21 protein-coding genes are annotated in these 19,256 nt (G+C 69.6%); 8 read left to right on the top strand and 13 right to left on the bottom strand.

The annotated features are described in order from the left end of the window. Window positions 1-97 precede the first annotated feature (97 nt). Window positions 98-1,327 carry an alkaline phosphatase gene (locus ABZX37_RS14640; RefSeq protein ID WP_354739565.1) on the top strand — a complete coding sequence of 410 codons (1,230 nt, stop codon included), beginning with the start codon at window positions 98-100 and terminating at the stop codon, window positions 1,325-1,327. On the opposite strand, the gene ABZX37_RS14635 is transcribed toward ABZX37_RS14640, so the two are convergent. Genes ABZX37_RS14635 through ABZX37_RS14625 form a run of 3 tightly spaced genes read right to left on the bottom strand, consistent with a single transcriptional unit; the run spans window position 1,322 to window position 2,753 of the window. Continuing rightward, on the bottom strand, window positions 1,322-1,951 hold the full coding sequence (locus ABZX37_RS14635) for a dihydrofolate reductase family protein (protein ID WP_354739563.1): 630 nt from the start codon (window positions 1,949-1,951) through the stop codon (window positions 1,322-1,324). The two genes, ABZX37_RS14640 and ABZX37_RS14635, sit on opposite strands and share 6 nt — an antisense overlap. Then, window positions 1,951-2,421 carry an SRPBCC domain-containing protein gene (locus ABZX37_RS14630; RefSeq protein ID WP_354739561.1) on the bottom strand — a complete coding sequence of 157 codons (471 nt, stop codon included), beginning with the start codon at window positions 2,419-2,421 and terminating at the stop codon, window positions 1,951-1,953. Before ABZX37_RS14630 ends, ABZX37_RS14635 begins: the two co-directional genes overlap by 1 nt. Next, entirely contained in the window at window positions 2,418-2,753 is a 336-nt protein-coding gene (locus ABZX37_RS14625; protein ID WP_354739559.1) for a metalloregulator ArsR/SmtB family transcription factor, read from the bottom strand. The genes ABZX37_RS14630 and ABZX37_RS14625 overlap by 4 nt, the downstream gene beginning before the upstream one ends. A gap of 488 nt (window positions 2,754-3,241) precedes the next feature. Between ABZX37_RS14625 and ABZX37_RS14620 the strand changes: the two genes are divergently transcribed. Beyond that, a complete protein-coding gene (locus ABZX37_RS14620; RefSeq protein WP_354739557.1) occupies window positions 3,242-4,696 on the top strand; it encodes an amidohydrolase in 1,455 nt (484 codons plus the stop codon). A gap of 1 nt (window position 4,697) precedes the next feature. Here the strand turns inward: ABZX37_RS14620 and ABZX37_RS14615 are convergent, their stop codons facing one another. After that, window positions 4,698-5,462, bottom strand: coding sequence for an SDR family NAD(P)-dependent oxidoreductase (locus ABZX37_RS14615; protein WP_354739555.1), 765 nt, complete (start codon window positions 5,460-5,462; stop codon window positions 4,698-4,700). A 101-nt stretch (window positions 5,463-5,563) separates the two neighbouring features. Here ABZX37_RS14615 and ABZX37_RS14610 point away from each other — a divergent pair, with 101 nt between their 5' ends. Beyond that, entirely contained in the window at window positions 5,564-6,403 is an 840-nt protein-coding gene (locus ABZX37_RS14610; protein ID WP_354739553.1) for a helix-turn-helix domain-containing protein, read from the top strand. An 8-nt stretch (window positions 6,404-6,411) separates the two neighbouring features. On the opposite strand, the gene ABZX37_RS14605 is transcribed toward ABZX37_RS14610, so the two are convergent. Further along, window positions 6,412-6,789 (bottom strand): helix-turn-helix domain-containing protein, encoded by a 378-nt coding sequence (locus ABZX37_RS14605; RefSeq protein ID WP_354739551.1) that lies wholly within the window; start codon window positions 6,787-6,789, stop codon window positions 6,412-6,414. A gap of 89 nt (window positions 6,790-6,878) precedes the next feature. On the opposite strand from ABZX37_RS14605, the gene ABZX37_RS14600 reads away from it, so the two are divergent. Beyond that, window positions 6,879-7,721, top strand: a complete 843-nt coding sequence (locus ABZX37_RS14600) for an NAD(P)H-binding protein (RefSeq protein ID WP_354739549.1) — start codon at window positions 6,879-6,881, stop codon at window positions 7,719-7,721. Here ABZX37_RS14600 and ABZX37_RS14595 read toward each other — a convergent pair whose 3' ends face one another. From ABZX37_RS14595 to ABZX37_RS14575, 5 genes are all read right to left on the bottom strand, one after another. After that, window positions 7,722-8,270 (bottom strand): phosphoribosyltransferase family protein, encoded by a 549-nt coding sequence (locus ABZX37_RS14595; RefSeq protein ID WP_354739547.1) that lies wholly within the window; start codon window positions 8,268-8,270, stop codon window positions 7,722-7,724. It lies immediately after the preceding gene. Window positions 8,271-8,310: 40 nt separating this feature from the next. Next, a complete protein-coding gene (locus ABZX37_RS14590) occupies window positions 8,311-9,180 on the bottom strand; it encodes an SAM-dependent methyltransferase (RefSeq protein ID WP_354739545.1) in 870 nt (289 codons plus the stop codon). A gap of 31 nt (window positions 9,181-9,211) precedes the next feature. Further along, window positions 9,212-10,105, bottom strand: coding sequence for a helix-turn-helix transcriptional regulator (locus ABZX37_RS14585; protein ID WP_354739543.1), 894 nt, complete (start codon window positions 10,103-10,105; stop codon window positions 9,212-9,214). A gap of 139 nt (window positions 10,106-10,244) precedes the next feature. Next, entirely contained in the window at window positions 10,245-10,532 is a 288-nt protein-coding gene (locus ABZX37_RS14580; RefSeq protein WP_354739541.1) for a DUF397 domain-containing protein, read from the bottom strand. 997 nt (window positions 10,533-11,529) lie between these two features. After that, window positions 11,530-11,820 carry a hypothetical protein gene (locus ABZX37_RS14575; protein WP_354739539.1) on the bottom strand — a complete coding sequence of 97 codons (291 nt, stop codon included), beginning with the start codon at window positions 11,818-11,820 and terminating at the stop codon, window positions 11,530-11,532. A gap of 534 nt (window positions 11,821-12,354) precedes the next feature. Here ABZX37_RS14575 and ABZX37_RS14570 point away from each other — a divergent pair. The 4 genes from ABZX37_RS14570 (at window position 12,355) to ABZX37_RS14555 (ending at window position 15,312) form a co-directional block, all read left to right on the top strand. Further along, on the top strand, window positions 12,355-12,981 hold the full coding sequence (locus tag ABZX37_RS14570) for a maleylpyruvate isomerase family mycothiol-dependent enzyme (RefSeq protein ID WP_354739537.1): 627 nt from the start codon (window positions 12,355-12,357) through the stop codon (window positions 12,979-12,981). A gap of 646 nt (window positions 12,982-13,627) precedes the next feature. Next, complete coding sequence (locus tag ABZX37_RS14565; RefSeq protein WP_354739535.1) at window positions 13,628-13,858, top strand: zinc finger protein; 231 nt, start codon at window positions 13,628-13,630, stop codon at window positions 13,856-13,858. Between the two features lie 43 nt (window positions 13,859-13,901). Continuing rightward, on the top strand, window positions 13,902-14,375 hold the full coding sequence (locus ABZX37_RS14560) for a hypothetical protein (RefSeq protein ID WP_354739534.1): 474 nt from the start codon (window positions 13,902-13,904) through the stop codon (window positions 14,373-14,375). Between the two features lie 451 nt (window positions 14,376-14,826). After that, window positions 14,827-15,312 (top strand): DUF2127 domain-containing protein, encoded by a 486-nt coding sequence (locus ABZX37_RS14555; protein ID WP_354739532.1) that lies wholly within the window; start codon window positions 14,827-14,829, stop codon window positions 15,310-15,312. A gap of 6 nt (window positions 15,313-15,318) precedes the next feature. Here ABZX37_RS14555 and ABZX37_RS14550 read toward each other — a convergent pair whose 3' ends face one another. The 3 genes from ABZX37_RS14550 to ABZX37_RS14540 form a co-directional block, all read right to left on the bottom strand. Then, window positions 15,319-16,020 (bottom strand): serine/threonine protein phosphatase, encoded by a 702-nt coding sequence (locus ABZX37_RS14550; RefSeq protein ID WP_354739530.1) that lies wholly within the window; start codon window positions 16,018-16,020, stop codon window positions 15,319-15,321. Window positions 16,021-16,108: 88 nt separating this feature from the next. Further along, a complete protein-coding gene (locus ABZX37_RS14545) occupies window positions 16,109-17,938 on the bottom strand; it encodes a glycosyltransferase family 39 protein (RefSeq protein WP_354739528.1) in 1,830 nt (609 codons plus the stop codon). Further along, entirely contained in the window at window positions 17,935-19,200 is a 1,266-nt protein-coding gene (locus tag ABZX37_RS14540; RefSeq protein ID WP_354739526.1) for a bifunctional glycosyltransferase family 2/GtrA family protein, read from the bottom strand. The genes ABZX37_RS14545 and ABZX37_RS14540 overlap by 4 nt, the downstream gene beginning before the upstream one ends. Window positions 19,201-19,256: the final 56 nt, after the last annotated feature.

Raw genomic sequence — 19,256 nt, 5'->3', positions numbered from 1 at the left:
TGCTGTTCACCGTCGGCGGACACGTCCATTCAGGTGACCCCCTCGCGGTGCTCTCCGAAACATGTTAGGAAAGCTTCCTAACTAAAGGAGGATCCGGATGCGCAAGACGATGGTGCTCACCGCGGCCGTGCTCGCGGTGGCCGGAGCGGTGCCCGCGGTCGCGATGGCCGGGGACGGTCCCGCCGCGGACTCCAGCGGCTGGCATCCGAAGGCGCGCAACATCGTCTACATCCAGGGCGACGGCATGGGCGCGGCGCAGCGGGAGTTCGTCCGGCTCGCGACGACCGGCCGGGCGGGCGACCTGGCGATGAACCGGCTCCCGGTCACCGGCCTGGTGCACACCGACCCCGCCGACCCGGAAGAACTCGTCACCGACTCGGCCGCCGCGGCGACCGCGCTGGCCACCGGGCACAAGACCCGCAACGGCGCGGTCGGCCAGGACGCGCAGGGCCGTCGGCTGCTGACCGTCCTCGAGCAGGCGAAACGCGCCGGCAAGTCGACCGGCCTGGTCACGACCGCGCAGGTCACCGGTGCGTCGCCGGCCGCGTTCGCGTCGCACGTGCCTTCCCGCGACCTGCAGAGCGACATCGCCAAGCAGTACCTCACCGAAAGCCGCCCGGAAGTCCTCCTCGGCGGCGGCGAGGACTGGTGGCTGCCGAAGGGCGACCCCGGCGCGTGGCCGGACAAGCCGGGCGAGGAAAGCCGCGGCACGCACGGCAATCTCATCGAACAGGCGAAGCGCTCCGGCTACACCTACGTCCGGAATGCCAGCGAACTCGCCGCGACCCGCGCGCCGCGGCTGCTCGGACTGTTCGCGAACGAGGACATGGTCGACTACGGCCCGGACGGCAAGGGCGCGTACCAGCCGAAGGTCGCGCTGCCGGTGATGGCGCGGAAGGCGCTGGACACGCTTTCCGCCAACCCGCGCGGCTTCTTCCTGTTCCTGGAAGAAGAAGGCATCGACGGAATGTCCCACGAGAACAACGCACACGGCGTTCTCGACGCGGGCCGAGCACTCGACGCGGCCGTCTCCGAGGTGCTTCGCTTCACCCGCTCGCACCCGGACACCCTGGTGATCATCGGCGGCGACCACGAGACCGGCGGACTGGCCATTGAGGACACTGACGGTGCCCCTGAAGGCAACGAAGACGGTCCGTTCCCCGTTCCTGGCACCAAACTTTCGCTGACCGTCGACTGGACGACCGGCGACCACAGCGGTGTGCCGACCCCCGTCACCGCGACCGGCCCCGGCTCGGACCGGCTCGATGGAACGCTGGACAACACCGACGTCTACCGCGCGATGGTTTCCGCCGCACACCTTTCATGAGGCCAAATTCGTGACCCCGTCGTAGTCGCCGACCGCCGCTTCTCCGGTGACGTCGTACTCCAGCAGCACCAACCCGCTGGGCGTGGCTTCGTGATGGGTGAGCCGTAACCCGGTCGCCGACCCCGGATGCGGAAACTGCGGACGTCCCGCACCAAGCACCGTCGGCGTCACGACCAACCGGACTTTGTCCACGACTCCGGCGGACAGCAAAGTGTTGCCGAGCCGGGCGCTGCCGTGAATCTGCAGCTCCCGGCCCGGCTGCTCCTTGAGTTTTTCTACGGCGGCCACCGGATCACCGCGCAGCACAGTGGTCGGTGCCCAGTCGCCCGTTTCGATCGAGTTCGACACGACGTACTTCGGCAGCGAATTCATCCGCTCGGCGAACGGATCGCCCGGATCGTCGACGGCAGGCCAGTCCCGGGCGAACGAGGTGTAGGTACGGCGGCCGAACAACAGACCGTCGGCGCGGTCCAGCCACTCGGAGGCGCGCTGGACAAAGCGCTGGTCGAGATGCGGGACGAACCAGCCGCCGCGGCCGAACCCGTCGCTGGTGTCCTCTGTGGACGATCCAGGCCCCTGGCTGACGCCGTCGAGGGTGACGAACGCAGTGATCGTTACCCGCATCAGGAACCGCTTTCCGCGATCTGGGCGAGCTGAGCGGTGACCGTGCCCCATCCGTCCGCGAAGCCGAGATCAGCGTGCCGTTCCCTCGACGCTGGATCCCCGTGCCGAACGATGATGCGATAATCCGTGCCATCGGGATGATCGCGAAGGACGACCTCCGCCGTCATCGAGACCGGCTGCGGTTTCGCTGGCCGCCAGCCGCTGTCGAGCGCGTTCGTGAAAACGATCCGCTCGTAGTCCTCGACGACAAGGAAACACGCGTCGAGATGCGGCAGGAAGGTGTCGCCGTCCTCGCTCATCTGCGTGACGAACGCACCCCCAGCGCGCACGTCCAGTTCGTCGACGCGACACCGCAGCGGCGCGGGAATCCACCATTGTGCGAGGCTGGCCGGGTCGGTCCAGGCGTCCCAGACGCGCTTGCGGGGCGCGCGGATGACGCGGTCGAGGGAGAGATCGAGGTCGGGATTCACGGCTGGTCCTCCTGGCTGGTGACGAACTGCTCGAGCCGGTCGGTGCGCCCGGCCCAGACGCGCCGCTGCTCGGCGAGCCAGTCCTCGACGAGCGCGAACCGCTCGCGATTGAGCTCGCACGTCCGCACCCGCCCGGACTTCACGGTGCGGATCAACCCGTGCGACTCGAGCATCCGCACGTGCTTCATGAAGGAGGGCAACGTCATCGGCGCCTCGCCCGCGAGGTCGCCCACGCTTGCCGGACCCCGCCCGAGCCGCCGCACGACCGCCCGCCGGGTCGGATCGGCGAGGGCGGAGAAGACCCCGTCGAGGGTGGTCGAATACTGAGCCATAGGGCTAAGTATTGCGGGTGGAGATAGTTAGCGCAAGGGCTAAGTGTTGGGCGGGATAATGCGGGGGATCGCGCTCGGGTTCGGCGAGCATGGCCTTCGCTTGTTCTGCGCGGGCTGGCCGGGTCACGGATGAGGGCCGGACATCTGCCCGGAGGAAGCGCTGAGAGAGCTGGATATCTGGACTGGCGGCGGGCGGGTGCGAAGATCGGTTGGGACTGCCTGCAGTCGAAGGCCCCGGTGATCTGCCGCCTCAGCCCGTCGAACGCTGGCAGCCCGGCAGTCCGCGCAAACAAACTGCGGTTCAGCGGTGAAAGAAGTGGCAACCGAGGGAGTCGAACCCTGCGCGGCTTGTGAAGGCGGCGCTCCTGACCGGCCCTGACCCTTCGGCGGGCGACGGCTGCCTGGCTTGTGGATACCCATTCCAACGTCGGCCCCCGCACCGGAATTCCCGCTTCACCCGAACGGGGGCGGCCTGGCAGGCTGGGCGCATGGACGATCTTCTCCTCCGCCGGGTCCGGGTCGGGTTGCAGGGGCCGCTCGCTGACGTCCGCGTGCGCGACGGCGTCGTGTCGGCCGTCGAGGAACCGGGCGCTGGGGCGGGGTTCGCCGCGCGCGTGCTCGACGGGCATGGCGGCACGCTCCTGCCCGGGCTGGTCGACGCGCACGCGCATCTGGTCCAGTGGGCGGGTTTCCGCAGGCGCATCCCGCTGGACACTGCGCAGTCCGCAGTGGGTGCGGTCGAGTTGCTGATGGAGAAGCTGCTCGACGCTCCGGCGCGGGAACTCGTCGTCGGGGTCGGGTTCCGGGACGGGCTTTGGCCGGACAAGCCGCACAAGGATCTGCTGCAGCGGGCGCTCCCCGGCCGTGCGGTCGCGTTGTTCAGCGCGGATCTGCATACGCTCTGGCTCAGTCCGGCGGCGTTGAAGCTGATCGGGCGAGAGCATCCGACCGGCGTCCTGCTGGAGAACGACTGCATGAGCGCCACGGCCGCGCTGCCGTCCGCGCCCGTCGAGGTTCAGGACGGCTGGGTCGCGGACGCGCTGACGGCGGCGGCCAAGCGGGGCGTGACGTCGGTGGTCGACTACGAATACGCGGACACGGTCGCGGATTGGACTCGTCGGGCAGCCACCGCGAAACCAGCGACAAGGGTTTCCTGTGTCATCGCGCGGTATCTGCTGGACGAGACCATCCAAAGAGGACACCGAACCGGCGACATTCTCGAAGCAGGCGAGGGATTGCTCACGGTCGGCCCGTTCAAACTGTTCGTCGACGGCTCGCTCAACACCCGCACGGCTTACTGCCACGACGCGTACCCGGGATCCGGCGAGAAGGGGTTGCTGGAGCTGCCGCCGGAGGAGCTGGTGCCGTTGCTGCGCCGCGCGCACGAGCACGGCCTGACTCCGGCGGTGCACGCGATCGGCGACCACGCCAACACCATCGCGCTGGACGCGTTCGCTGAGGTCGGCTGTCCGGGCCGGATCGAGCACGCGCAGTTGCTGCGGCCCGAGGACGTGCCGAGGTTCGCCGCGCTCGGGCTGGTCGCGAGTGTGCAGCCCGCGCACCAGCCCGACGACCGCGACGTCGCCGACCGGCATTGGCACGGCCGCACCGATCGCGCGTACGCCTATCGCGCCCTGCTGGAGTCCGGTGCCCGGCTGGAACTCGGCTCCGACGCGCCGGTCGCGCCGCTCGATCCGTGGGACGGGATCGCCGCCGCGGTCGGGCGGACCGACGACGAGCGGGAACCGTGGCATCCGGAGCAGGCCATTCCGCTGGCGGACGCGCTGGCGGCGTCCTCGGGCGGCCGCCGTGGCGTCCAGGTCGGCGATGTGGCTGACCTGGTGCTGACGGCGGCTGACCCGAGTGGACTGTCCACAAAGGAGCTGAGGGGCATGCCGGTGTCGGCGACGATCGTGGCGGGAAGGCCGACGTACCTGGCGTAGCTCACTTCCCGTGCGGGTCCGCGGCGTTGAGCGTCGCCACCACTCGGTGGTAGTCGCCGCGGGCCTCGCCGTACCGGAGGAACTTGACGTTCTCGACCTGGATCTCGGTGGCGTCCGGCTGCGTTTCGAGCAACTCCAGGACCTCGGCGACGAACGCGTCCAGCGGCATCGCGAACTCGCTTTCCTCCTGGCCGGGCAGGAGCGCGGTGCGCACGGACGGCGGCTCCAGTTCGATGACCTGCACCGACGTGTCGGCCAGCTGCAGCCGCAACGATTCGCTGAGCATGTGGATCGCGGCCTTGGACGCGTTGTAGCTCGGCGTGGCTTTCAGCGGCGCGAAGGCGAGGCCGGACGAAACGGTGAGAATGGTGGCGTCCGGCCGCGTCCGCAGGTGCTCGACGAACGCGGCGATGAGCCGGATCGGGCCGAGGACGTTGGTGGTCACGGTCGCTTCCGCGCTGTCCAAAAAGGACTCTGGACGGCGCCAGTCCTCGACGCGCATGATGCCCGCCATCGGTACGAGCACGTTGAGGTCCGGATGCTTCGCGAGCACTTCCTTGGCCGCGGCTTCGATGCTCGCCGGGTCGGTGGTGTCGATCTGCACGGTGTCGAGACCGGGGTTGTCGGCGGCGATCCGCGCGAGCAGTTCGGCACGCCGGCCGCCGACGATGACTGTGTTCCCCTTCGCCCGCAGTTCGCGAGCGAGGGCGAGGCCGATGCCGCTGGTCGAGCCGGGGATGAAGACGGTGTTTCCGGTGATGTTCATGCCACCGAGTTTCGGCGGCCCGGAGCGACGGCGGCAGAGACCGCATATCGGGGGATCGGCGATCCCTGGCTGGCGCGCCCGGCCGAGCCGATACTGGACACATGGATCGAGCTGAGCTGGCTGTCTTCCTCCGCAGCCGTCGCGAGGGGCTGCGGCCCGCGGACGTCGGGCTGCCCGCGGGGGCGCGGCGGCGGGCGGCCGGACTGCGGCGGGAGGAGGTCGCGGCGCTGGCGGCGATGTCCACCGACTATTACACGCGGCTGGAGCAGCAACGCGGACCGCAGCCGAGCGAGCAGATGCTGGCCGCGCTGGCCAGGGCCCTGCGGCTGACCGACGACGAGCGCGACTATCTGTTCCACCTCGCGGGCCGCAACGCGCCGTCACCGATCGTGGCGGCGACGCACGTCGCGCCAGCGCTGATGCGGGTGCTCGACCGGCTGTCGGACACTCCCGCGCTCATCCTGTCGAACCTCGGCGAGGTGCTGGTGCAAAACCGGTTCGCGGACGCCCTGTACGGCGACCGATCGCAGTACACCGGGCTGGCGCGCAGCGAGATCTACCGGTGGTTCACCAACCCGGACGAGCGGCTGGTCTATCCCGAGCACGACCGGGACCGGCAGAGCCGCGCGCTGGTGGCGAACCTGCGGGTGGTGCACGGGTCGATGGGCCCGCGATCGCGCGCGGGCGAGCTGGTGCGGGCGTTGACCCGGGAGAGCCGCGAGTTCGCGCGGTTGTGGGACGAACACCAAGTGGCCAAACGGTTTGAGGACCACAAGGTGCTCGTGCATCCGCAGCTGGGGGAGATCGAGGTGGACTGCCAGGTGCTGTTCACCGAGGACCAGTCGCAGGCGCTGCTGGTGCTGACCGCGCCGCCGCGCAGCGAGGCGTTCGAGAAGATCCAGCTGCTGGGCGTGCTGGGGAATGAGCAGTTCGCGGGCTAGCGATGGTGTCAGCGCGGAAGCGGACCGGTGTAGGAGTCGCGCGCCTGCTCGACAGCTGGCAGATGTTCGTCAGTCCACTCGGCGAGCGCGGCGAACACCGGCGACAAGCTCCGGCCGAGTTCGGTGATCTCGTACTCGGCCCGCGGCGGCACCTCGGCGTAGTAGTGCCGCTGCACCAAACCGTCGCGCTCGAGCTGGCGGAGCCGTTGCGTGAGGACCTTCCCGGTGGCGCCGAGCCGCCGCTCCAACTCGACGAAACGCACCGGGCCGGACTGGCTGAGCGTCCACAGGATCGGGGTCGTCCAGCGGCTGAACAGCAGGTCGACGGCCGGGCTGATCCGGCACGCGGCGAGCGGATCGGCCCCGGTGCGCTCGGTGGCGGTCATGCGGCTCCAATACTTTCCCTGGGGAACCTACTGTACGGCGGGTTTTAGCCTCGCTGTGTCGCTTTCGACCCCTAGCTGAGGAGCAAGTCTTGATCGTCGTCACTGGTGCCACGGGCAACGTCGGCCGCCTGCTTGTCGAATCCTTGACCGAATCCGGCCACGCCGTGACCGCCGTCTCCCGAGGGGTGACCTCCCCGCCGCCCTCGCTGCCCGGCGTCACCCCGATGGTCGCGGATCTGGCCGACGCGGACAGCCTGGCCCCGGCGCTGAAGGGCGCGGACGCACTGTTTCTGCTGGTCTCCGGCGCGGGAGCGCACGTCGACGGGGAAGCTGTCCTGCAGACCGCCGTCGATGCCGGGATCAAGCGGGTCGTCCTGCAGTCGTCACAGGCCGCCGGTACGCGGCCCAGCGCGGTTTCGCACGCGCCGCTGGCCGCGTTGGAGGAGACGGTCCGGTCGTCCGGTCTGGAATGGACAGTCCTTCGTCCGGGCGGGTTCACGACCAACACCTTCGCGTGGATCCCGTCGATTCGGGCGCAGCGCAAGGTTTTCTCGCCGTTCGGCGACGTCGCGCTCCCTGCCGTGGACCCGCTCGACATCGCTGAAGTCGCCGCGGCGGCGCTGACCGAGCACAGCCACGCGGGCCGGACTTATGTCCTCACCGGACCTGAGGCGACGAGCCCGCGGCAGCGCGCGGAATTCCTCGCGGCCGCGCTCGGCGAGCCGCTGGAGTTCGTCGAGCTGGGCCGTGAGCAGGCACGGCAGCAGATGCTGCAGCTGATGCCGGAGCCGGTCGCCGACGGCACCCTTGCCATCCTCGGCGAACCCTTGCCGGAGGAGGTTCGCATCAGCCCCGACGTCGAGAAGGTGCTGGACCGTCCGGCGACCTCGTTCGCTTCGTGGGCCAGCCGTAACGCCGACGCGTTCCGGTGATCAGAAGTCGCGGGAGTGGAGGAGGGATCGCACGCCGAGCTGTCGGCGGGGTTCGTGGCGGCGGAGCCCGTCGACAACCACGGCGACTCCGATCCACGTCGCCCCGGCGTCGGCGACCAGGGCCTGCGCGGCGAAGGCTTGGCCGCCGGTGTCGATCCAGTCGTCCACCAGCAGCGCGCGGTCGCCCGCCCGCAGCAGACGGCGGCTGAAGCCGAGCCTCAGGTGGCGATCCTGGTAATCCGGCGGCGAGGTGCGCTGGAGCCACCGGTCGGAATCGCAGGCCGGGTACCGGTTTTTGCGCACCTCGACGAAGCCCGCGCCGAGTTCCACCGCGACCAGCGGTCCGAGCAGCGACCCGCGGGATTCGGGGCCCAGCACGACATTCGGCCGCTCGTCGGCGAACAACCCGGCGAGCGCCGGGCCCAGTTCCCGCAGCAGTTCGGGCGCACGCCACCAGCCCGTCGGGTCGGGGAAACGGTGGCGGTCCGTCCGGTCCCCGAGCACGACGGTGGCTTCGCGGATCCGATCCGCCACAGTGCTCGTACGCATGCGTCGATGGTCGCAGCGGCGGCTGCCCGATGCGAGCGATTTACGGCTTCCGCGCCGCTCCGGCGAGGATCACCGAATGCGCCGGCGTCCGGAACTCCACCTGCGGCGCGCCTTCGCCGGACTCCTCCGGATGCCACGACGGCGTCCAGGTGAGTCCCGGTTCCAGCATCTCGAACGGGCCGAACAGCGCCTGGATCTCCTCGCGCGACCGCCAGATCACCGGGCTGCTCGACCGGTCGTAGAGCTGCTTCAGCTCGACCAGCCCGTCGTCCACATCGGACGGAACGCCCTGGTCGGTGATGTGCGAGATGGCGAGAAACGAGCCAGGGGCAAGGAGATCGCGGTACTGCGCGACGAGCGACGGGCCCAGGTCGTCGGTGCTGCCGCTGTCCTCGGCGGGCGGCTGCTGGACGTGCAGCACCGCGATCAGCAGCAGCGCGAGCGGCTTGTCGACGTCGATCACGCCGGTGGCGGCGATCTGTTCCCACAGCCGCTTCGGATCGCGCATGTCAGCGTGGATCACCGCGTGCCGGCCGAGGTCGCCCGCTTCGCGCAGCAGGGTTTCCGAATGCGCGACGGCGACCGGCTCGTAATCGACGTAGCAGACGCGGCTCTCGCCCGGCGCGAGTTCGTCGGCGACCTGGTGCGCGTGGCCCATGGTCGGCACTCCGGAGCCGATGTCGACGAACTGGCGGACGCCCTTTTTCACCAGATGCCGCACGAGCCGGTGCAGGAACAGCCGGTTGGCCTTCGCGATCGGGCGGATCAGCGGGAACTCGCGGATCACCTCGTCGGCGAAGTCCCGGTCGATCGTCCAGTTGGTGGTGCCGCCGAGGTAGTAGTCGTACACCCGCGCGACGCTCGGGTGGTCGAGATCGACCCCGGGAGGCGGGAAGGGTTCGTCGGCCACCGGTGGCTGTTCCTTTCGTCCGGGACTGCGGTCAGCGGGCGGGCGGCGCGCAGCGGCTCGCCCATTCCTTGAGGTATTGCAGGGATTCCTCGCGCGACAGGGTGGCGGCGAGCTGGGCTTCCCACGACTCCTCGTAGGAGGCGAACTCGTCCTGGCCCTGCGGCACGGTGATCAGCTTGACTTTGCTTTCCTGGTAAGCGAAATCGGGAAGGTCGGGATGGCCGAAGCGGAGGATGGTGAAGTCCTCGTCCGGGTAGGCGGCCGCGTCGCGCGGGAGGATCCGGACCTCGGCGAAGGGATGCGTTTCGACGATCCGGATCATGTGCTCGAGCTGATCGGTGGCGATGCTGGCCTTGGTGCCGTAGACGAGCTTCTCGATGCAGCTGTACTCCATCATGAAGACCGCCTGCGGACCGGGGCGGGCGTCGAAAAGCCGTTGCCGCGCCTTGCGTTCGGCGACCCGGTCGGTGACCCGCTCCTGGCGGCTGGCCTGGAACTGCGCGAGCATGTAATACTCCGATTGGAGCAGCCCCGGGATGCGGTTCCCGGTCCAGCTGAGGATTTCCGCCGCGGCCTGCTCCCGTTCGAGGATCTCGCGGAACCACTGCGGCGTGATCATCCGGCGCTCGGCCCGGCGTGCGGAAGGATCGTTGGCCTGGTTGAGTTCCCGCAGCTGGTCGGCCTCGGCGGGCGGGATGCCGAGTACCTCGATGATCCGCTCGAGGTCGTCGGGCCGGGTGCCCGCCTTGCCGCATTCGATCTTCTGGATCTTGGGCTGTTTGCAGCCGATCCCGTCGGCGAGGTCGACCTGGGTCAGCCCGCGTTCGGTGCGCCACTTGAGGATCCGGGAGCCCAGCCGGGAACGCTGGGTCCGCAGGGAGGGCGGCGGTTGCCGGATCGGCGAGGTCACCAGGGGCTCCGTCATTTCGTCCAGCGGCCGATGTGCGAACCTCTGATGATAATGCGCCGACCCGGCGGGCAAAACTCCGGGTCGGCGCCTTTTTCGCAAGGTGCACTGCGGCCGGACGGCGGTTTCGGCGGGGTGGGATTGTTGTCGTGCCTGGTCAGCCGTCGAATTCCCCGCGCCGCACGGCGGAGACGAACTCGTCCCACTCGCCCCGGTCGAAGACCAGCACGGGGGAGCTGTCGATCTTGCTGTCCCGCACCCCGACGAGCCCCTGGGCGGCCAGGTTGACCTCGACGCAATTGCCGGAATTAGGCCCGCAAGCAGCGGGTTTCCGCCAGGCGTGGTCGGGGAACCTCGCCGCCGGACCGGCCGCCGGGACGCGATACGCCCGGGCCGGGTTCGCGTGCGGGTGCTCGTGCGGATCGTGCGGGTCGAAGGTGTCCACTGCAACCCCTCGTTTTCTTGTTTTCGGTTCGGGTAATGGAATATTCCGCGATACACGGAATGTGTTCGGAATATTCCTGAGGGTAGTGGGCCGGTGGATCAATCGCGCTGTGCTTCGGGGAATTCACCTGAATGGACACTTCTCGTGCATTGGGGGGTGCTTTCGCACGTGCAATGCGGAATTGATGTTGCGGATTTCGTTGTTGAATTGGGTGGGGGTTACTTTTTTCGTGGCGTTGTGGGGGTGGAGGGCGGTGTGGGGTGTCTGCAGTTGATAACACCTGTTGAGCGGTTGATTAGCCGAGCTGCTTGGTGCTGTTTCGGTTGTGTCGCTTGCGATGCGGACTTCTGGCGCGGCGGCCGCGGGACGGCCGCGTCGCGGCTCGGTCGTGCGGGCCGGTCCGGATCGGCGGGCCAGGATGAGCAGGCGGGCCGAGCGGCGAGCGTGGCCGAGTCGGGCTGAGCTGAATCTCGCCGGGCGGCTCGGCGGTGCTGGGCCGCGCCTGGCCGGGAACTGCGAGCGGACGAGCCGGGCTGAATCTTGTCGATCGGCTCGGCAGCGCTAGTCCGCGCCTAGTCGGGGCCCGCGAGCGGACGAGCCGAGCAGGGTAGATCGGGTTGAACCGAACGGCCGAGCCGTGCGTCGAGCGTGGCCGAGCCGAGCGGCCGGGCTGAGCTGAATCTTGCCGAGCGGCTCAGGGGCACTAGGCCGCGCTTAGCCGGGAACCACGAGCGGACGAGCGGAGCAGGGTAGATCGGGTTGAGCCGAGCCGAGTTAGTGCGCAGACGCCGCGCCATGCCGATTCGGCAGCGACCCCCGGCATCGCCCTTGCCTCCGGCCACCGTCGTCCCGCCGCTGAGCAGCACTCGCCCCAACTCCGGAAACAGTCTCGGAACGGCAACCCTCGTCTCCCGGTGCCCGGCCCTGCCTGGCCGGGCACCGGGAGCGCAGAACGCGGGCGGCCGTGAACAGCCGCCGGCGTCCGCTTCGAGGGTGGTCAGGCGTCCCGGTCCGCGGTGTGCCGCTTGCGGAGCACCGCGCCGGTGACGTGGACGAGCGCTACTCCGCCCGCGGTGGCGAGTCCGGCCAGGACTCCGGCGGTCGCGAAGACGATCGCGGTCGCCCCGACGAGCAGCGTCAGCAGGAGCGCGATCAGCTGCCACGGCTGAGTGCCGCCGTCCGGCTGCCGTGCGGCCAGTTCGACCGACGTCCGCGCGGTCTTCCACGACGGATACGCCGGGCGCGTGCTCGGCCGCGGCGACGGTACGGCCGGCGCTGGTTGCGGCATGCCTGGTTCGTGAAACGTCACGGTCACCCGGCCGGGGCGTTGACTTACGGCGACCGCATACGGTCTGTTGTCGCCGGTGTCCGATTTTCCTGTCCGACGGTATGCCTGGCCTGCATTTTCCGCGCCAGGACCGGTCATTGTGGATCCTTTCTTGTCCGCCGGAAAAGTGCCGGAACACAGTTCCCAGCCCGCCCCCGAGGGGAACTGGTTCCGGCGACCGCGGCGGGCGTCCGGGGAATGGAATATTCCACCCTCTTAACCACTCCTGCCTGCGGCAACGCTATCTTTGCATGCCCGCTGCCGATCGCGCTAACCCGGGGCGCGAAATTCTTCGCCGAAGCCGCGCGGCCTGGTGTTTCGATGCCCGGTATTCGCGATCTTCCGGACTATTCCGCGCGTTATCAATGCGCGCATATTCGACCCGATCGGATGAATGTGCGCAGAGGCGCACTTTGGGGTTCGCTGTCCTGTTCAACCCGGCGAACGCGAGGGGGTCGCTGCTACGGTGAGTGTCCGGCGCGGACAGGGGAGAGCATGGACGTACGGACGCTGGCTCGCGACGAGCGCGCCGACTTCGCGGACTTCCTCGAGACGCTCACGCCCGAGCAGTGGGACGAGCCGACGCTGTGTGCCGGCTGGAACGTGCGCTCGGTCGTCGCTCACGTCGTGAGCTACGACGAACTCGGCGGACGGCAGCTGGCGCGGCGGTTCGTCCGCGCAGGGCTGTCGCTGAAACGGTCGAACGAGATCGGCCTCGCCGAGTACCGGGTGCGCGCGCCGGAGGCACTGATCGACGTCATGCGGCGGCACCCGCAGCCGGGCCGGGTCCTGGGCAAGTTCGGCGGGATGGTCGGCTTCCTCGACGGCCTGATCCACCAGCAGGACATCCGCCGCCCGCTCGGGCAGCCGCGGACGATCCCGGCCGCGCGGTTGCGCCGGGCGCTGGAACTGTCGCTGCGCGCGCCGCCGATCGGAGTGTCGCGCCGGCTGACCGGGCTGCGCGCGGTGGCGACCGACCTGGACTGGGCGTCCGGGAGGGGCATCGAGGTCCGCGGCCCGGCGGAGGCGCTGCTGCTCGCACTGGCAGGCCGTCGCGCGGCGGCGGACGACTTGACTGGCCCGGGACTCGACGTGCTGATCAGCCGCACCGTCGTGGCTTGACCCGGTCTGGTGCTGGGCAAAGCCCTCTGTGCGCTGCCCTCCAGTCTGGCTCGGAGTGTCCACGCTGCATGACTCGGATGCTGCTTCCGGCGTGTGGCGTGATCCGGCTTGATGCTGGCCAACGCCCGTGACGTGCTGTCAGCTGCTGCGACCCTGCCCGGCCGTGGATGTCCACGCTGCATTGCCCAGACGCCGCCTCGGGCGACCTGATCGGTCGCGTCATCGTGGCGTGATCGGGCCCGGTTTGCTGACTATCTGCACCACTGTCGTGTGACAACCCTCGCGCGGGGGTTGCGTATGCGCTTGGCGACAGCGGTCATGGCGGCGACCGCACTCCCGAAAGCGAGGTGATGCCCGCACGGACGCCCGCCGCTCTTCCCCCTCGCGGCACCCGTGACTGCCGCCGCGCCTCGCATCGCTCAGGCAGCACGGGTGCCGGCAACCGCGGCGGCGTCCGCCCTCCGGGGTGTCACCAGATGGTGACGACTAACCCGGCGGTAACCCGCGCTCAGCCCCCTATCGCACGCCGAAAGTGCTTGCGGCTGAGGGAAAATCCCGACTTCGATGATCACCCGGACCGGGGGCTTGCGTTACGCGCGGGCGACATCCCAAATGGGACTCCAAGCATCACAAGGGGAGGAGTCCGGTGTTCAGGTGGCAGCAGGCGGAAGGAAAACGGCACGCACTGGACGGGCCGTTCGCACCGCGACCCGGGGAAACGTTCACCGCACTGTGCGGGGCCGAAGTCACGGTCGCCCGCCGAGACGTGCCGCAACTCGGCGGCCATTGGTTCGATCCGACGTGTGCCGAATGCGCGGAGGAATGGCTCTGCAGGGAAGGGCGGGTCCGCTCGGACGGGGCCCGGTGCCCGGCGTGAGCGGTGTGGAGGTCCGACGCCCGGCGCTCACCGGGAACGGCGCATGACCGGACGCTGGAGCAGGCTCCCGGAGCAGCGCAGTTCGGCGGTGGGGCTCACCGGCCCCGAACTGGTGACCTGGATTCGCGACCTGCAAGCCACCCTGGCACTCGACCTCGCCTTTCTGACCCGGGCGCTCGACGAACGATCCCCGCGCCCGGACGCGGTGCGGGACCTCGGCGAGCGGCTCCTCGACCTCGGCCGGGCGTTGATCCGGCGGGCCGATCACCTGAACGAGGCCGTCCTGGCGAGCCTGCCCGCGCACGGCTGGCTGCCCCAGGCTGGTGCGCCGGAGAACGCGGCACGGCTGGCGCATCAGGTCGGACGCCGTCCGCTTCGCTGCGGGCCGGTGTATCTCGGACTGTGCGGGGCGGCGTGTTTTCCGGTGTTCGGGCAGGATCCGCACGATCACACGAAAAGGTACGAGCGCTGCCCGGAATGCCTGAGTAAGGGCGGTGCCGCGATGCGCATCGAGTGAGGGAAAGCCAGAGCACGGGAACAGGCCGGACGGTGGAGTTGTGAGCCGTGGGCCGGAACGAGTTCGGCCGAGGACGGGTTGAGCCGCGGGAGCGTAGCGGCACAGTCGGTGGGCGAACGCGGGTTCGCGAGCTGTCGGGCAGGCTGCTGGGTGCCAGCCTGGGCCAGCGCGCCTAGACCCCGGGTGGTGGGGTGTGCATGACCGGGGCGCTGGGCGGAGACCCGAGCGGCAGGGTGGGCAAGACCGGAACACCGGGCCAAGACCCGAGCGGCGGGGCGCAGAACCGATCACTGGCCCGAGACCCGAGCCGTCGGTGCCACATCATGGGCCAGAGCACTGTGCCGGAGCACTGAGCCGAAACCCCGAACCACAGGTCACGCAAACCGGATCACCCGCCCGAAACCCGGCCGTCAACCCAGCACCCCGCGGGATTTTCCGGTTTCCTGTACCGATGAGCGAGGAGACCTCCACCCGTTCCACCGAGCGGCTGTTCCGGATCGCGATCACGCTGAAGGGCCTCGACGGAGCCCTTCAGCTGATCGGGGCGCTGATCCTGGCGTTCATCCCCGCGACGGCCGTCACCGGGTTCGTGAACGCGGTCATCACCCGCGACCTGCTCGGCGATCCCTCCGGCACGCTCGCGCGGCATCTCGAAACCGCCGCCGAGCATTTCGTCGGCGGGGGGACCAAGACGTTCGCCGTCGCGTATCTGCTGGCGCACGGGTTGCTCAAGCTCGGCCTCGTGTGGGCGCTCGCGCGCAAGTGGGTACGCGCCTATCCGGTCGCGATGGTCGTGCTCGCCGCGTTCGTCGTGTACGAGATTTACCGCGCCTTCGAAACCCACTCCATCGCGCTGCCGTTCTTCGCCGCGCTCGACGCGGTGATCATCGTGCTTGTCTTTCGCGAGTACCGGAACCTCAAACGCGATCACGCCTGACCTCGCTCAGGCGGCAGCGGGAAACCTTTCCGTCACCAACGTCGCCACGTCCGCCGGTTCCACGAACAGGGCCGTCGCGTTGTCGCGGCCGCCCAGGGCGATGGCGGTCGCGACCAGCGCGGACGCGCCGCGGGCCGGGTCGGCCAGGATTTCGTCGATCGTGGCGGGCGTCAGGACCTTGTGGACGCCGTCGCTGGTGAGCAGGAGACCTCCGCTCGACGTCTCCGTCGTGCCGATCTCCTCCGGTTTCGTCGTGCGGACGCTCGTGGTCACCAGGTGCTCCATCCGCGGCGAGTACGGCTGGTGCCGCGAGCGGAAGTACTCCGCCATCGTGTGGTCCTGCGTGAGTTTGTGGATCATCGACCCGTCCCAGGCGTACGCCCGCGCATCGCCGACCCACGCGATCCGGTACCCGCCGGCGAAGGGCATCGCCACCACCAGCACCGCGTCTCCGGTGCCGCCCAGCCGGTGAACTGCATGCTGTGCGGCCAAAATCGCCTTGGCCGGGCCGAATTCGACGGGGGTGCGCGCGGCGGCCGCGGCGGCGACCTGCGCGGCCCGCCCGGCGCCGGGGTCGTCCCCGACGCCGTCGGCGAGCGCGAAGGTGATTCCGCGCGCCCCGGCGGCCGCGTAGGCGCTCACCGCGTCGGCATTGCGCTCGCGCGGCCCCTGCTCGCTCGCGGTGTGCCAGCGTGGATATCCGGCCATCGTGACCTCCCGGGCATTCGCTGCGGATGACTCTCCGTGCTTTCCAGAATGCGCCTCGTTCCTGGGAAGAGGCTGAGGATCCGCCGTCTCACCGGGTGAGCTGGTAGACAGTTTCGCCACCGACAGTGGTCGCGGTGAAGTTCGCGGCCACCCACTCGGAGATGTCGTTCGACCCGCCGCCGGGACCGCCGCCCCGCCCGCCGTCCACGTAGTACGCCACTTCGCCCGCCGCGACGTACTGCTTGAACTGCTCCAACGTGGGAGCCGGGTCGCTGCCGTCCCATCCGCCGATGCCGATCACCGACTTGCCGCTCGCCAGCTCAAGGCTCGCTGCCGACTGCGACCCGGTCGTCGCGGCGGCCCACTTCGTCGTCGTGCCGCCGAGCAGTTGACCGACGGAGCCGTTGGTCTCTTCCATGCCGCCCCCGAAACCGCCCATGCCACCAGTACGCGGACCCGAAGTCGGGATAGAACCGCTGTGCGGCAAGGAAACCGTCTCCACGGCGTACCCGGCGGTACCGACCCCGAGCGTCAGGACGATCGCCGCTGCGAGACCGATCAAAACGGTCCGCGCTCGCGGCACTCCGACCACCACAACGGTGCTCACGAGCAACCCCAGCACCACGATCGCCCAGCGCAGCAACGGGAACCAGTCCGGCGTGCGGTCGAGCAGGATGAAGTCCCACACCGCGGTCGCCGCGATCATCCCGCCCAGCACCATCCTCGGCGCGGGGTGCGCCCGGCCGCGCCACAGCGCGTGCCCGGAAATCGCAACCAGCGCGGCGATCGCGGGGGCGAGCTGCACCGCGTAGTACGGGTGCACGGTGCCGCTCATGAAGCTGAACACCAGCCCGGTCACGAGCAGCCAGCCGCCCCAGACGACGAGCGACGCCCGGGTCCGGTCGGTGCGCGCGGCCCGCCGGGTGAACCACAGCCCGGCCACCAAGCCGATCAGCGCGGCGGGCAGCAGCCACGAGACCTCGGTGCCGAAGCTCGCGCCGAACATCCGCCCGAGACCGGAACTGCCGCCGAAAGCGCTGTTACCGCCGCCGCCGAAACCGCCGCCCATCCCGCCGCCGTTGCCCTGCCCGCCGAAGATCCGCCCGAGCCCGTTGTACCCGAGCGCGAGCTCCAGCAGACTGTCCCCGGTCGACCCGCCGATGTACGGCCGCGACCCCGACGGCCACAGCTCCACCAGCGCCACGAACCACCCAGCCGACACGACCACCGCGACCCCGGCGTAAACCAAGTGCAGCAACCGTTTCCCCAGCCCGGTCGGCGCGGCGATCAGGTACGCCAGCGCGAACGCGGGCAGCACGAGGAACGCCTGCATCATCTTCGTCAAGAACCCGAATCCGATTGCCACGCCAGCGAAAACGAGCCACCGAGGACTGGCCTTCTCGATCGCTCGCACCGTGCAGTACGCGCCGGCGATCAGCAGCAGCGTGAGCAACGCGTCCGGGTTGTTGAAGCGGAACATCAGCGCGGCGACCGGCGTCAGCGCGAGCATCGCACCGGCCAGCAATCCCGGCAGCGGCCCGGAAACGCGGCGCACGGTCAGGTAAAGCAACCCGACCGAGCCGACTCCCATCAGTGCCTGCGGGGCGAGCACAGTAAAGCTGGAGAACCCGAAGACTCGCGCGAAAGCCGTCCCCACCCACAACGCGGCAGGCGGTTTGTCGACAGTGATCACGTTCCCGGCGTCCAGCGAACCGAACAGCCAAGCCTTCATGCTCTGCGTGCCCGATTGCACGGCCGCGGCGTAGAACGAGTTGCCGAACCCGGAAGCGGTCAGGTCCCAGAAGTACAGGACAGCGGTGAGCGCCAAGAGCCCGAGCACCGACGGACGGATCCAGCGAGGTGTCGCGCGATCCGGCGCGTCCGGGGCGGCAGGCCGGGCGGACAGGACAGTGGTCAAGACGACTCCTCGGTAGCGGTACGGCGCGGATTGAAGACCCAGCCCCGCAGCAGCAGGAAGCGGAGCACCGTGGCGGCGAGGTTCGCCAGCACGAGCACGGTCGTCTCCAGGACGAGCCCGGCATGGGTGGTGTGGTTGAGCAAGGCGAGCGAACCGCTGGTCAGCGCCAGCCCGAGGCCGAACACGATCAGCCCTTCGAACTGATGCCGTCCGGCGCCGGTGCGGCCGCGGACGCCGAAGGTCACCCGCCGGTTCACCGCGGTGTTCGCGATGGCGGTGACGAGCAGTGCGGTGAAGTTGGCCGCCTGCGCGCCGACCATCGTCCGCAGCAGCAGGAAAAGCAGCAGGTACGCGACAGTGCTGGCGACGCCGACCGCGGCGAAGCGCACGAGTTGTTTCACCAGGCTCGGGGACACTCCGGGGGCCTCCACGCCGATCGGTTCGCGGCCGAGCTGTTCGCGCAGCCGGTGCACGGGAATCTCTCCGGTGAAGGTCGCGCGGGTGACCCTGGCGATGCCTTTGAGGTCGGCGGTGGCGGTCGCGACGAGGTCGACCGAGGAATCCGGATCGTCGACCCAGTCGACCGGCACCTCGTGGATCCGCAGCCCGGCGCGCTGGGCGAGCACGAGCAGTTCGGTGTCGAAAAACCAGCCGGTGTCGCGCACGTGGGGGAGCAGCGCGCGGGCGACGTCGGCGCGGATCGCCTTGAACCCGCATTGCGCGTCGGAGAACCTCGCCGCCAGCGTGCCGCGGAGGATCAGGTTGTAGCAGCGGGAGATGAACTCGCGCTTCGGCCCGCGCACCACCCGGGCGCCGCGGGCCAGCCGGCTGCCGATCGCGACGTCCGAATGTCCGGACAGCAGCGGCGCGACGAGCGGGTCCAGCGCGGCGAGGTCGGTGGAGAGGTCCACGTCCATGTAGGCCAGCACCGCCGCGTCCGAAGCGGACCAGACCGCCTGCAGCGCGCGGCCGCGGCCCTTCTCGTCCAGGTGGCGCACCTCGACCTCGGGGAACTCGCGGGCCAGCCGTTCGGCGACGGCAAGGGTTTTGTCGGTGCTCGCGTTGTCCGCGACAGTGATCCGGTACGGGTAGCCGACGCGTTCGGCGAGGTGCGCCTGTAGCCGGCGGATGCACGGCTCCAGGTCGGTTTCCTCGTTGTAGACCGGGATGACGACGTCCAGTACGGGCTGGGGGCCGCCGAGGCCGACCGGAGTCGTCCCGGGCCGCGGAGCGCTGCTGCGGGAGGGGGCGGTGGCGTTCATGAGACCACCGTCGTCCGCCGGGCTTTGGCCACGTTGTGGTGTTCCTGTGCCTGCGC

The organism is Amycolatopsis sp. NPDC004079, from assembly GCF_040610415.1.
Taxonomy (GTDB): Bacteria; Actinomycetota; Actinomycetes; order Mycobacteriales; family Pseudonocardiaceae; genus Amycolatopsis; species Amycolatopsis halotolerans.
This window is presented reverse-complemented; position numbering and strand designations above follow the sequence as displayed.

What these genes read in the sequence shown, in the direction of transcription:
- ABZX37_RS14640 (WP_354739565.1), top strand. Translation starts at nt 98, where the DNA reads ATGCGCAAGACGATGGTGCTCACCGCGGCCGTGCTCGCGGTGGCCGGA.
- ABZX37_RS14635 (WP_354739563.1), bottom strand. Translation starts at nt 1,951, where the DNA reads ATGCGGGTAACGATCACTGCGTTCGTCACCCTCGACGGCGTCAGCCAG.
- ABZX37_RS14625 (WP_354739559.1), bottom strand. Translation starts at nt 2,753, where the DNA reads ATGGCTCAGTATTCGACCACCCTCGACGGGGTCTTCTCCGCCCTCGCC.
- ABZX37_RS14620 (WP_354739557.1), top strand. Translation starts at nt 3,242, where the DNA reads ATGGACGATCTTCTCCTCCGCCGGGTCCGGGTCGGGTTGCAGGGGCCG.
- ABZX37_RS14615 (WP_354739555.1), bottom strand. Translation starts at nt 5,462, where the DNA reads ATGAACATCACCGGAAACACCGTCTTCATCCCCGGCTCGACCAGCGGC.
- ABZX37_RS14610 (WP_354739553.1), top strand. Translation starts at nt 5,564, where the DNA reads ATGGATCGAGCTGAGCTGGCTGTCTTCCTCCGCAGCCGTCGCGAGGGG.
- ABZX37_RS14605 (WP_354739551.1), bottom strand. Translation starts at nt 6,789, where the DNA reads ATGACCGCCACCGAGCGCACCGGGGCCGATCCGCTCGCCGCGTGCCGG.
- ABZX37_RS14595 (WP_354739547.1), bottom strand. Translation starts at nt 8,270, where the DNA reads ATGCGTACGAGCACTGTGGCGGATCGGATCCGCGAAGCCACCGTCGTG.
- ABZX37_RS14585 (WP_354739543.1), bottom strand. Translation starts at nt 10,105, where the DNA reads ATGACGGAGCCCCTGGTGACCTCGCCGATCCGGCAACCGCCGCCCTCC.
- ABZX37_RS14575 (WP_354739539.1), bottom strand. Translation starts at nt 11,820, where the DNA reads ATGCCGCAACCAGCGCCGGCCGTACCGTCGCCGCGGCCGAGCACGCGC.
- ABZX37_RS14570 (WP_354739537.1), top strand. Translation starts at nt 12,355, where the DNA reads ATGGACGTACGGACGCTGGCTCGCGACGAGCGCGCCGACTTCGCGGAC.
- ABZX37_RS14560 (WP_354739534.1), top strand. Translation starts at nt 13,902, where the DNA reads ATGACCGGACGCTGGAGCAGGCTCCCGGAGCAGCGCAGTTCGGCGGTG.
- ABZX37_RS14555 (WP_354739532.1), top strand. Translation starts at nt 14,827, where the DNA reads ATGAGCGAGGAGACCTCCACCCGTTCCACCGAGCGGCTGTTCCGGATC.
- ABZX37_RS14550 (WP_354739530.1), bottom strand. Translation starts at nt 16,020, where the DNA reads ATGGCCGGATATCCACGCTGGCACACCGCGAGCGAGCAGGGGCCGCGC.
- ABZX37_RS14540 (WP_354739526.1), bottom strand. Translation starts at nt 19,200, where the DNA reads ATGAACGCCACCGCCCCCTCCCGCAGCAGCGCTCCGCGGCCCGGGACG.